This is a genomic window from Labrys sp. 22185, from assembly GCF_052045555.1.
GTDB lineage: Bacteria > Pseudomonadota > Alphaproteobacteria > Rhizobiales > Labraceae > Labrys > Labrys neptuniae.
In genome coordinates this window covers 1-12,602 of sequence record NZ_JBQEPH010000020.1, presented here as the reverse complement: position 1 = coordinate 12,602, position 12,602 = coordinate 1, and the positions used below count along the sequence as shown (strand labels likewise).

Below are 12,602 nucleotides of genomic sequence, written 5' to 3'. Positions count from 1 at the left end.
CATGACCGACACACTCACCTTCTACGACACCTCCTTCGCCTCCCGCCTGCTGCTCGGCACGGCGCAATATCCCTCGCCCGCCATTCTCGCCGAGGCCGTGCGCGCCTCCGGGGCCGGCATCGTCACCGTCTCGTTGCGCCGGGAATCCGGCGGGGAGCGCAGCGGCCAGAGCTTCTGGGGCCTGATCCGCGAACTCGGCGTCAAGGTGCTGCCCAACACCGCCGGCTGCCATAGCGTGAAGGAAGCGGTGACGACGGCGCAGATGGCACGCGAAGTCTTCGGCACGAGCTGGATCAAGCTGGAGGTGATCGGCGAGGCCGATACCTTGCAGCCCGATGTCTTCGGCCTGGTGGAAGCGGCCCGCATCCTCGTCTCCGAAGGCTTCGAGGTCTTCCCCTACACCACCGAGGACCTGGTGGTGGCCGAGCGCCTGGTCGATGCCGGTTGCCGGGTCCTGATGCCCTGGGGCGCACCGATCGGCTCGGGGCGCGGCCTCAACAACGTCTATGGCCTGCGCAGCATGCGGGCGCATTTCCCCGGCATTCCCCTGGTAGTCGACGCCGGCATCGGCACGCCGTCGCATGCGGCGCATGCCATGGAGCTCGGCTATGACGCGGTGCTTCTCAACACCGCCGTCGCCAAGGCGGGCGATCCTGCCGCCATGGCGCGAGCCTTTGCGCTGTGTATCGAGGCCGGGCGCCTCGCCTTCCTTGCCGACCCCATGGCGCCACGCGACATGGCGGCCCCCTCGACGCCGGTCTTCGGCCGGGCAAATCTGGATTCGGCGGTGCTGGCATGAGCATCATCGACACTATCTGGCGGCTCGATCCCTTCTATCCCGTGGTCGACAGCGTCGACTGGGTCGAGCGACTGGTAAAGCAGGGCACGAAACTGGTGCAGCTGCGCATCAAGGATCGCGACGACGAGACTGTTATGCCCGAGATCCGCGCAGCCTTGACGGTCTGCCGCGCCTATGGCGCCGATCTGGTGGTCAACGATTATTGGCGGGCGGCCATCACGGCCGGTGCCGATTTCCTCCATCTCGGCCAGGGCGACCTCGACACCGCCGACCTCGCCGCCATCCGCGCTGCAGGGCTGAAGCTCGGCATCTCGACGCATGACCACGCCGAGCTCGCGCGCGCGCTTGCGTGCGATCCTGACTATGTGGCGCTGGGGCCGATCTATCCCACCACGCTCAAGGTGATGCCTTTCGCTCCGCAGGGGCTAGAGCGCATCGGCGAATGGAAAAAGCTGATCGGCGACCTGCCGCTGGTCGCCATCGGCGGCATCACCCTCGAACGGGCGCCGGCCTGCCTCGCAGCCGGGGCCGACGTCATCGCCATGGTCAGCGACGTTGTCAGGCATCCCGATCCGGACGCTCGTACCCAAGCCTGGTTGGCCGCGACCCGGCCGGCTTCGGTCAGGATATGACGGCAATCGCGCTCAGCATTGCCGGTTCCGATTCGGGCGGCGGAGCCGGTATCCAGGCCGACCTTGCCGCCTTTCGCGCCTTCGGCGTGTTCGGCACCACTGTTATCACCGCCGTGACGGCGCAGAACACCCGCGGCATCAGCGCCATCCATGCAGTCCCGCCGGACGTGCTCGCTGCACAGCTCGATGCCGTGCTCAACGATTTCGAGGTCAGAGCCATCAAGATCGGCATGGTGCCGAGCGCCGGGCACGCGCGCGCCATCGCCGAAAGGCTGACAGGCTTGGGATTGCCCATCGTGCTCGATCCGGTGATGTCGGCGAGCACCGGCCGACTGCTGGGCGAGACGGGGACGCTGGCGGCCCTCAAGGCCGATCTCCTGCCGCTCGCCACCTGCCTGACGCCAAATCTGCCGGAAGCGGCAATCCTGTTGAACGAGGCATTGGCGGAGACCGAAGCGCAAATGATCGAGCAAGCCCAGGCCCTTCTCGAGTTCGGTCCGCGGGCAGTCCTGCTGAAGGGGGGGCATGGCCATCTCGGCGAGGCGGTCGACATTCTCGCTACCCGCGATGATACCCGGCGCTTTGCCGGAGCCTGGGTCAGAACCCCAAACCTGCATGGGACGGGCTGCGCGCTCTCTTCGGCCATTGCCGCCAACCTCACAGGCGGCCGCGCACTCGCCGCCTCGGTTGGACGCGCCAAGGAATGGCTGGCGGATTGCCTGAAAGCCGGAATCAAGCTCCAAATCGGGTGTGGCTGTGGCCCGGCCGTGCCTTTTTGAGAGAAAATCGAGCAGCCATGCAAAAGATGCAGTCCTGCCCCTCATTGCAGCAAAGCAATCCCGCGCCACATTCCGCCCCACAATGTGGCGCAAATGGGGCATGTTCTTTGCACAATTGCCAAGCGGCTCGACTTGGTCCGGACCGTGCTGCAGAGCAGCATGAAGCGTCTCGCAAGCATAGATCCCCCCTCATCGCCACCGATAGCGGTGATACCCTACGGCTAATTCGCTGACGTTCAATTCAAACAACACGTATAGTTCTTAGAATTTTTATTAATTACCCCGAAACTCAAATTCTATTGGGAAAATTTTTGCGACCGCGAAAGTCATTTAATTGCATTTTAACTGTATGATGCCATCGCATCTGTCTTATTTTTGCCTTGAAATCTGCGCGGGCCTGTCACCAGTTCGAAGGCCGGTGTGGCGAAAACGCTACAGACTCCGTCAACGCTTTCTGCTTATATCCAGCCACTGTGATTTTCCGGTTTTTGGAGTATCGAACTATGAAAATGCGTTTGGCCCTCGCGGCTCTCCTCCTCACCTCGACCTCGGCTTTCGCTGCCGACCTGGCTCCCCAGGCTGTCGAGCCGGTCGCTCCGGTCGTCGCTCCCGTCTACAACTGGACCGGCTTCTACGCTGGTATCCATGCTGGCGCTGCCATCGGCCAGGGCAAGATTGACCACGCCAAGCTCAATGGCACCGGTTTCCTCGGCGGCGTGCATGCCGGCTACAATGCCCAGTTCGACGGCGGCTGGGTCGTTGGTCTCGAGACCGACATCGACTATTCGAGCGTCAAGAAGTCCAAGGCTGTCACCGATGGCGACATCGTCACTCGCGCCACCCTCAAGAACGAGTGGCAGGGCTCGACCCGCGCTCGCTTCGGCTATGCCTTCGACAACATCCTGCCCTACGTGACGGGCGGTGTTGCTTACGGCAACGTCAAGACCAGCATTGCCGGCGTTGGTTCCAAGACCGACACCCGCGTGGGTTGGACCGCTGGCGCTGGCGTCGAATACGCCATCGACCAGAACTGGATCGTTCGCGGCGAAGCCCGCTATGTCGACCTCGGAGACAAGAGCAGCACCTTCGGCGGCACTCGCCACAAGGTGAAGTTCAACTCCACCGACCTGACCCTCGGCGTGAGCTACAAGTTCTGATCCGCGTATCTGGATCATTGCGTAAGGAAGAGCCCGGCGGAAGCCGGGCTTTTTCTTTTGCCGGTGTCGGGTTGCAAAACGGCCACGCCGAAACGCTGGCTATCGTTATGGCACGGCGCCGCACGCCACGGTCAGCTCCCAGGGCGGCTCGAAGCAAGCTCCAGGACAAAATGCGTTCTGACCGAGCCATTCCTTCGGCTGCGCTCGCCGCTCACCAGAACATTTTGCGATTCCCGGCGATTCGTTCCGTTCCGACCGTGGGACGTTCCAGTTCCCTCTCGCCCCTGCGCCGGGGTGTACTGGTGCCGAGCCAACCTTCGGCAAGACCGGCCCCTGTCGCGCAACGGCCGATGTAAAGCACAACTCGACACTATACTTAGCTTGAAGATGGCACAATTGTCCCAGCTCGGCGCCACCCCATTGCAACGCGGTCGTACATCTGAATTTAATTTCAAATTTCTTCGAATTTAATTATTACATTCATAAATCTAATAAAATTTTAACCTTATCTCAATGAGTCCGTTTTTGGATTTTCGAAACAAGCACGACTCCAGCTTCGTTCGTTTGTCTAGCACTGTGACCGGAATGCTACAGACTCCCAGGACGGTTTCTGTTTATATGCTCCCACACTGAATTTCCGGCCCTGGAGTCCTAGTAATGAAAATGCGTTTGGCCCTCGCGGCTCTCCTCCTCACCTCGACCTCGGCTTTCGCCGCCGACCTGGCTCCCCAGGCTGTCGAGCCGGTCGCTCCGGTCGTCGCTCCCGTCTACAACTGGACCGGCTTCTACGCTGGTGTCCACGCCGGTGCACTGATCGGCCAGGGCAAGGTTGACCGTGCCAAGTTCGACGGTGCAGGCTTCCTCGGCGGCGTGCATGCCGGCTACAATGCCCAGTTCGACGGCGGCTGGGTCGTTGGTCTCGAGACCGACATCGACTATTCGAGCTTCAAGAAGTCGAAGTCGATCACCGATGGCGAAGTCGTTGCCCGCGGTACCCTCAAGAACGAGTGGATGGGCTCGACCCGCGCTCGCTTCGGCTATGCCTTCGACAACATCCTGCCCTACGTGACGGGCGGTGTTGCTTACGGCAACGTCAAGACCAGCATTGCCGGCGTGGGTTCCAAGACCGACACCCGCGTGGGTTGGACCGCTGGCGCCGGCGTCGAATACGCCATCGACCCGAACTGGATCGTTCGTGGCGAAGCCCGCTATATCGACCTCGGCGACAAGAGCGTCACCATTGCCGGCGACCGCACGAAGGTGAAGTTCGACGCCGTCGACCTGAATCTCGGCGTGAGCTACAAGTTCTGATCCGCGTATCTGGATCAATGTGCAGGAAAAGCCCGGCGAAAGCCGGGCTTTTTCTTTTCCGGACCATGAACCGAATATCGCCACATGTCTGGGTACAGCTGGCGGGAATATTGGCAAGGACATCTCCTGCGGCGACCTCGCTTCGATGCATGGTCCTGCAGTCATTATTTTCTTCGTCTCATCAAGTCATATTGAAAGCCCTTCATGTCCGCCGTTCAGGACACGCCCTCCCTTCTTCGCCATAGCGACTTCGGACTGTTCTGGACAGCCCGCGTGTTTTCCACCGGCTGTTTCCAGATCATCTCCGTGGTGATCGGCTGGCAGATCTATGACCTCACCCGTTCTGCCCTTCATCTCGGCCTCGTCGGCCTCTGCCAATTCCTGCCAATGCTGGTGCTGTTCATTCCGGCCGGTCATATCGCAGACCGCTTCGACCGTCGTACCGTCGTGCGTTGCTGCCAGATGGCGGCGGGATCGACGGGGGCAGGACTCGCTTTTGCTTCCTGGCAAGGCATGATCAGCCCAGCGATCATTTTCGCCGCCGCCGTCGTGATCGGCGCCTGTCGCACTTTCGAGATGCCGACGACGGCCGCCCTGCTCCCGATGATCGTCAGCCCCCGCCAATTGCCGCGCGCGCTGGCCCTGTCGGCCTCGGCCATTCAGACCGCCACCATCATCGGTCCCGCTTTGGGAGGCCTGCTCTACATCGTCGGCCCCGGCCCAGCCTATCTTTTCGTCGCGTGCTTCTACGGCCTGGCCTCGATCCTGGTTTCACGGCTCCGGATCCTCGTGCCGCCCGCCGCACGCGAACCGGCGACCCTCAAATCGGTGTTTTCGGGCTTCTCCTTCATCAGGAGCCGGCCGATCATCCTTGGAGCGATCTCGCTCGACATGGTGGCGGTGCTGCTCGGTGGCGCCACGGCCCTGCTGCCGATCTATGCCCGCGACATTCTCCACACCAATGCCTTCGGCCTCGGCGTGCTCAGGGCATCCCCGGCCCTCGGCGCCCTGTCCATGTCCCTGATCCTGGCGCGTTGGCCGCTGGAGCGGCGGGTTGGCCTGAAGATGTTCGGGGCCGTCGCGGTGTTCGGCCTCGCCACCATCGTCTTCGGCCTGTCGTCCTGGTTTGCACTTTCGCTGCCGGCGCTGGTGGTGATGGGCGCCGCCGACGTCGTCAGCGTGGTGGTGCGTTCAACCCTGGTCCAGCTCGGCACGCCCGACGCGATGCGGGGGCGGGTCAGTGCCGTCAATGCCATGTTCGTCGGCACCTCCAACCAGTTGGGAGAGTTCGAATCGGGCCTTACCGCTGCCCTGTTCGGCCCGGTAGAGGCCGTGGTGCTCGGCGGCCTGGGCACGATCCTCGTTGCCCTGGCCTGGTCGCGCCTGTTCAAGTCGCTGCGCGATGCCGATCGTTTCCCAAGCAGGAGCGCGTGAAGGGGAGGCTCTCCCCTCCTCCACGATCGGCGCAAGCACCTCACACGACATGCCTCGACAAGTCGCCCCGGCCTGCCCATGGTGCTGGCATGCGCACGTCCTCCTTCAAACGCGATTCGAAGCCGACTCCTCCCGGTGAAGTGCCTACGGATCTGACGATCTCCGGCATTATCGACCGGGTGACCTATCACAATGCCGAAAACGGCTTCGCCGTGCTCCGCGTCAAGGTGAAGGGGCGCAAGGACCTGGCCACCGTGATCGGCCGCACCGCGGCCATCGCTCCCGGCGAAAAACTCGAGGCGGAAGGGCGCTGGAGCGTCGATCCCGAGCGAGGCCTGCAGTTCCGTGCCGATGCCATCCGCACCACGCCGCCCGGCTCCGCATCCGGTATCGAGCGCTACCTTGCCTCCGGCCTGGTCCGCGGCATCGGCCAGGAAACCGCCAAGAAGCTGGTGGCAGCCTTCGGCAAGGACACGCTCAAGGTCCTCGACAGCGAACCGGACCGGCTGAGCGAGGTGGCGGGCCTGTCGCCCCAGCGCATCCGCCTGATCCGAGAAGGCTGGAGCGCCCAGCAGGAGTTCCGTGACGTCCTGGTCTTTCTTACCGAGCACGGACTCGGGGCGACGCGTGCCGCCAGCGTGCAGAAGGCGCTCGGCACCAATGCGGTCGAACTGATCAAGGCCGATCCCTACCGGCTGTCACGCGAAGTCAAGGGGTTCGACTTCCGCACCGCCGACCAGTTTGCCCTCAGTCTCGGGCATGAACGCGAGGATCCCTCGCGCCTCACCGCCGGCCTGCTCTGGGCGCTGGGCGAGGGCGCCACCAACGGCCATTGCGGCGTACCGCGCGAAGCCCTGTTCGAACGAGCCGGCCGTGTGCTGGAGGTGGACGACTATCTCTTCAACGATGCCGCCACCCGCCTGCTGCAGACCCGCTTGATCATCGGCGACACCATCGAGGGAGCCCCGTCCTACTTCCTGCCGGCGCTGTGGAACGCGGAGGAGGCCGTTGCCACCAGGCTGAAGCAGATGGCCGGCGGCAGCCCGCCCTGGCGTCAGGAGGGCCTGCACCAGGCGGTGCTGGATACCGAAGCTCGCACCCGCAAGCGTCTCGCCCCCGCCCAGGCGCTCGCGGTGGAGACGGCCCTCGCTTCCAAGCTGTTGGTGATCACTGGTGGCCCGGGCGTCGGCAAGACCACCATCATCGACACCATCATCAAGGCGCTCGAGCGCAAGGATGTGACGATCGCCCTGTGCGCGCCGACCGGCCGCGCCGCCAAGCGTATGGCCGAAAGCACCGGCCAGGAGGCCAAGACCATCCATCGCCTGCTGGAAATCGATCCGGTCTCGGGCACGTTCCGCCGGCAGCGGGCCTATCCGCTCGATGCCGACCTCGTCATCGCGGACGAGGCTAGCATGATCGACATCGAGCTGATGCGCGCCTTGCTCGATGCCCTGTCACCGCGTGCCGCGCTGGTTCTGGTGGGCGATGCCGACCAGTTGCCCTCGGTCGGCCCCGGCCAGGTTCTGGCCGATATCATCGCCTCCCAAGTCATTCCCGTGGTGCGGCTCACCGAAGTGTTCCGCCAGGCCGAAACCAGCCGCATCATTGCCGCGGCCCATGCCGTCAATCACGGCGAGGTGCCGGAAGGCGCCAAAAGTCCCGATGACGGCGATTTCTTCGTCGTCGACATGGCGACGGCCGAGGATGGCGCCAACAAGGTGATCGACATCGTCACCAACCGCCTGCCGCGCCGCTTTGGCCTCGATCCTGTCAGGGACATCCATGTGCTGACACCGATGAACAAGGGGCCACTGGGTTCGCAGACGCTGACGCAAGCGCTGCGCGAGGTCCTCAATCCGGCCCGCGAAGGCGCGATCGTGCGCGAATTCGGTACCTTCGCCCCGCATGACAAGGTCATGCAGATCGACAATGACTATGATCGTGAAATCTTCAACGGCGATATCGGCTTCGTCACCCGCACGGATGTGAAGGCGGGGCAGCTCACCGTCACCTTCGACGGACGCGACGTCCACTACACCACCGCGCAGCTCGACAGCCTGGTGCCGGCCTATGCCACCACCATCCACAAGGCCCAGGGCTCGGAATATCCGGCCGTGGTGGTGGTGATCTCCAACGCCCATTATCCGATGCTGGCGCGCAACCTCCTCTATACGGCGATTACCCGCGGCAAGCGGCTGGTGGTGGTGGTCGCCGAAAGACGCGCCCTGAGGCTGGCGGCGGAAAATGCCATGGGGCGTCGGCGCTGGACCCGGCTCCGCGAAAAATTGGCTGCGCCCGCGCCGGATGTTTCCTGAAGAACCCTTGCCGTCATGGTACGGCGCTATACAAACATCTTGCAGAGATCGGCAAAGATGGGGGCGGGAATGTTGCGGCGAGCCATGATTGGCGCCTGGGTGCTGGCGGCTTCGGCCGTTCCGATCGGTTCGGCTTCCGCCCAGACGAAACCGGCGCCCGCCGCGCCGGCACCGGCCGCTCCCCTCGATGCCGCTTTCGAAGCTGCCAAGGCGGCGGCTGCAGCGATGGGAGCGGAAGATTTCGCCTCCATCCAGCAGGACCTGATCTGGACCGGCGATCTCAACTCCCTGCCATCGGGTGAGATGGGCAAGCGCAGCTATGAGGCGATCCGCGCCTTCCAGAAGCGCATCAAGGCCAAGGAAACCGGCATATTCACGCCGCCCCAGCGCATCACCCTCGCCCAGCACGCCGCCAAATTCACGGCGCGCTATGGCTTTACGACAATCACCGAACGCGGCATCACCCTGGGCTATCCGGCCAAGCTCACCACCGAGCGCACGGAAGGCAAGAACGGCCCGCATTTCGCCACCCCCAAGAACGACACCAAGGGGAACGACGTCACCCTCGACATCCTCGCCATCCCGGCCGAGAAGGAGAGCTTCGAGGCCCTGTTCACCCGCCTCAAGACGGAGCGGCCCGGGCGCAAGGTGACCTATTCGCTGCTGCGCCCGGATTTCCTGGTGGTCGCCGGCAGCAATGACGGCAAGAGCTTCTATCTGCGTTTCGTCAAGACCGACACCGATTCACGCGGCTTCGCCCTCGGCTGGGACCCGGCGCTTTCCCCCGGCTTCGATCGGGTTTCCATTGCAATGGCCTCTTCGATGAAATTGGCCGATGGCGGCAAGCCGGCTGCAGTGGCTCCGCCGATCTTCAAGCCCGCCGACAAGCCGGCTCCCCCACCCGAACCGCCGAAGCCGATCGGTCCGCCTGTGCCCTTGCCATCCGGCGCCTCGACGGCGGCCAAGACCGGCCCGGGCACGCTGGTGTCGCCGAACGGCGATATCCTGACCTATGCCGGCCTGGTGGCGGGATGCGAAACGGTGACGCTGCCGGGCGGCGCCCCGGCCAAGGTGGTCGCCGGCGATCTCGGCAATGACGTCGCGCTGGTCCGGGCCAACCCACCTCCAGGCCCGGCACCGCTCGCCTGGCGGCAGCCGGCGCTGGCGCAAGGTGATGCTGTCGCCCTGCTGTCCGGCTCCGCCCCGGTCGCCACCACCATCACGGCACTGGTTGGCAGCAATGACGACAGTCGCCGCGTATCGCTCGCAACGGGCGCCCCCGGCTCCTTGATCGACAAGGATGGCGCCTTGGCAGGCCTTGCAGCCGCCAATGGCGATCCGACAGCCTTGAAGGGCCTGTTCGTCACCGCCTTCCTGCGCGCCAGCGGTGTCACGCCTCCCGAGCGCGGCGGCGACCCGAGCAAAGCCACCGTCACGCTGACCTGCACGCCGAAGCCATAGAGCAAGGGGGTGCCTACAGGCCGGTGCATTACTTGCGTATCTCGCCCTCCGCGCCCCGATGGTAAGAAAAGACCGCCGCCCTTCTTGGCAAATTTCGGCACTTCGCTACGACAGGTCCCGGTGCATCGTCACTTGCACTTTTCATTATTGCCAAACGCCAATCCATTGTAACAAATGATCCAGAGTTCGGCCTCGCCTCCAAACCTGTCGACGAAGGTCCCTGCAGGCGGATCTCGGCGGGCAAGGGTCTCGAGGGAAACGGCCGGCTTGCTGTTCGGGCTGAGGTAAAACCTAAAATGTTTCGACTGAAAGCGATCGCCGCTTCCCTCGGAAGAGTTTCCCGGCGTGGCCCATCGGGGGGGCTCGGCAGGAAACTCTGCCTGGCTGTGGTCCTTGCCTTGGCCGCGCCCCATGCTGCCCAAAGCCAGGAAGCCACCTTCCCCTCCGCCCAGGCGGCGGCCAATCAGCTGAGCGCCCAGCAGATCGCCAATCTGCAGGAAGACCTGGCCTGGGCCGGCATGTTTTCGGAAGAGAACTCTCCGCCGGTTTCGGGGATTTTCTACAACGCCACCTACCAGGCCATCCGCCAATATCAACGCAGCAACAACCTGCCTGAAACGGGGGCGCCCAGTGCGGCCCTGGTCAGCGAACTGGACGGCCGCGTTGCTTCGATCCGGCGAACGGCCAACCTCAAAACCTTGGAAAATGGCGTCCTGAAGATCAGCTATCCAGCCGGCGTGCTGACCAAACAGCAGACGGTCAAAGGAGAGACGCGCTACACGACGCCCTCGGGCGACGCGCTGGTCCAATTGATCAATATGACGGGATCGCGCGAACGGCTCGACCAGATGTTCGCCGACATGAAGAAGGCCGCCGGCAAGGTCAAATATTCCGTCATGCTCGATGATCAGGGCGAAGGACAGCCTACCCGTTTCGTGATCGTCGGCGGCGACGCCAAATTCACCATCTATACGAGTATCGCACAGAAGGATGATGCGATCGTCGGCTTCATCGCCAGCTGGGACCGCAAGAAACGGCCGGATTTTCGCAACAGCGCCATCGTCATGGGCCTCTCGATCCGGTCGAAGACCGTTGCCAATCCCTATACCGCCGCAGCGGCGGGACAGAACCCGAAGGGCACCATCGCGATGCCCACTGCCGAGCTGAACCGGCAACTCGACATCTGCGCCAAAGCGAAGGACGCTGCCGAGATCGTCACCGCCTGCACGGCGGCACTGTCGGCCAGCACGCTGCTGGCGGCCAACCGGCCGACCGTCCTCTACAATCGCTCCGTCGGATACAACAGGCAGAACAAGGCCGATCTGGCTCTCGCCGATCTCGACCAGGCCATCGCCCTCGATCCGGACCAGGCGAGTTATTACACGCAGCGCGGGCATGTCCGCTACGGCCAGTCGAAATATGACGCCGCGGTGGCAGATTATAGCCAGGCCCTTGCCAAGAAAACGCCGGCGGCGGCCGACTATACCAATCGCGGCAACAGCTATTATGGCCTGGAGGATTACCAGAAAGCCGTCGCCGACTATGACGCATCGCTGCGCCTGGATCCGAACGATATCGACACTCACGCCCTTCGCGGCTCTGCGCTGCTGAGGCTGAGCCGGCCGGCAGAAGCCATGACCGATCTGAACTTCACTATCGAGCGGGGTGGCGACAAGGTCGGCGCCGGCGACTACAAGAATCGCGGAGAGGCGCTGGCCGAGCTTGGCCGCGCCGAAGAAGGCAGGCCCGATTTCGCCAAGGCAGAAGCCATCGCCACCGCGAAGATCGAGACTGACAATTACAATTTCGTCTATCGTGCCTTCGTTCGTGCCTTCACTGGCAATGCCGAGGGAGCCATTGCCGATGCAGACAAATATCTATCCATCGACCCTAAGGCCAGCGAAGCCCTTCATGCGCGCGCACTGGGCAATGTCGCCAAGCAAGATTTCACCAAGGCGCTCGCCGATTTCTCCCAGGCCATCAGCATGGGGCGCAAGCGTTTGTTCATCCAGCGCCAGCGCGGTGATGTCTATTTGACGACCGGCCAGCCCGAACAGGCGATCGCAGATTACCAGGCCCAACTCAATCTTACACCCGGCAACGCCCTCGCCATGGTCGGCCTCGAAAAGGCCAGGCAGGCGATGGCTGCCAAACTCCTGGCAACCGCAGGTACCCCGCAGGGCAACGATGCACCAGCCACGGCCGGTTCACCGCAGGTGGCTGCACTGGCCGCCCTGCAACCTCCGGCCAAAGCCGAGCTTGGTCGCCGGGTGGCCCTGGTGATCGGCAATTCCAACTATGCCAATGTCGCCGCCCTGCCGAACCCGAAGAACGACGCCGCCAAGGTTGCCGACACCCTGCGCAAGATCGGCTTTGCCGAGGTGACACTGGCTGAAGACACCGATTTCCGCAGCCTCAACCGCGCCCTGCAGGATTTCGCCAGCCAGGCCGACGGGGCCGACTGGGCGGTGATCTACTATGCCGGCCATGGCATCGAGATCACCAACACCAATTATCTGGTGCCGGTCGATGCCAAGCTCGCCTCGGATCGCGACGTCACCTTCGAGGCCGTGCCGCTCGACCGGGTGATGGCCGCCAGCGAAGGCGCCAAGGGCATGCGCCTGGTCATCCTCGATGCCTGCCGCAACAATCCCTTCCTGGCCAACATGACCCGCAAGACGGCAACACGCGCCGTCTCGCGCGGCCTCAGC

General features: G+C 63.6%; 9 protein-coding genes. All 9 read left to right on the top strand.

The features are described 5' to 3' along the window. The first annotated feature begins 1 nt into the window (after position 1). On the top strand, positions 2–799 hold the full coding sequence (locus ACTJKX_RS27700) for a thiazole synthase (RefSeq protein ID WP_440727210.1): 798 nt from the start codon (positions 2–4) through the stop codon (positions 797–799). Next, positions 796–1,431 (top strand): thiamine phosphate synthase, encoded by a 636-nt coding sequence (locus ACTJKX_RS27695; protein WP_440727209.1) that lies wholly within the window; start codon positions 796–798, stop codon positions 1,429–1,431. The genes ACTJKX_RS27700 and ACTJKX_RS27695 overlap by 4 nt, the downstream gene beginning before the upstream one ends. Further along, positions 1,428–2,210, top strand: a complete 783-nt coding sequence (gene thiD, locus ACTJKX_RS27690) for a bifunctional hydroxymethylpyrimidine kinase/phosphomethylpyrimidine kinase (RefSeq protein WP_440727208.1) — start codon at positions 1,428–1,430, stop codon at positions 2,208–2,210. The genes ACTJKX_RS27695 and thiD overlap by 4 nt, the downstream gene beginning before the upstream one ends. A 503-nt stretch (positions 2,211–2,713) precedes the next feature. Next, a complete protein-coding gene (locus ACTJKX_RS27685; RefSeq protein ID WP_367623811.1) occupies positions 2,714–3,367 on the top strand; it encodes an outer membrane protein in 654 nt (217 codons plus the stop codon). Between the two features lie 657 nt (positions 3,368–4,024). After that, positions 4,025–4,678, top strand: coding sequence for an outer membrane protein (locus ACTJKX_RS27680; RefSeq protein ID WP_367623810.1), 654 nt, complete (start codon positions 4,025–4,027; stop codon positions 4,676–4,678). Positions 4,679–4,882: 204 nt separating this feature from the next. Next, entirely contained in the window at positions 4,883–6,112 is a 1,230-nt protein-coding gene (locus tag ACTJKX_RS27675; RefSeq protein ID WP_440727207.1) for an MFS transporter, read from the top strand. 89 nt (positions 6,113–6,201) lie between these two features. Beyond that, positions 6,202–8,430, top strand: a complete 2,229-nt coding sequence (gene recD2, locus ACTJKX_RS27670) for an SF1B family DNA helicase RecD2 (protein WP_367623808.1) — start codon at positions 6,202–6,204, stop codon at positions 8,428–8,430. Positions 8,431–8,499: 69 nt separating this feature from the next. After that, complete coding sequence (locus ACTJKX_RS27665; protein WP_440727206.1) at positions 8,500–9,891, top strand: hypothetical protein; 1,392 nt, start codon at positions 8,500–8,502, stop codon at positions 9,889–9,891. A 296-nt stretch (positions 9,892–10,187) separates the two neighbouring features. Then, on the top strand, positions 10,188–12,602 hold a 2,415-nt coding region (locus tag ACTJKX_RS27660), incomplete at its 3' end, for a caspase family protein (protein WP_440727205.1).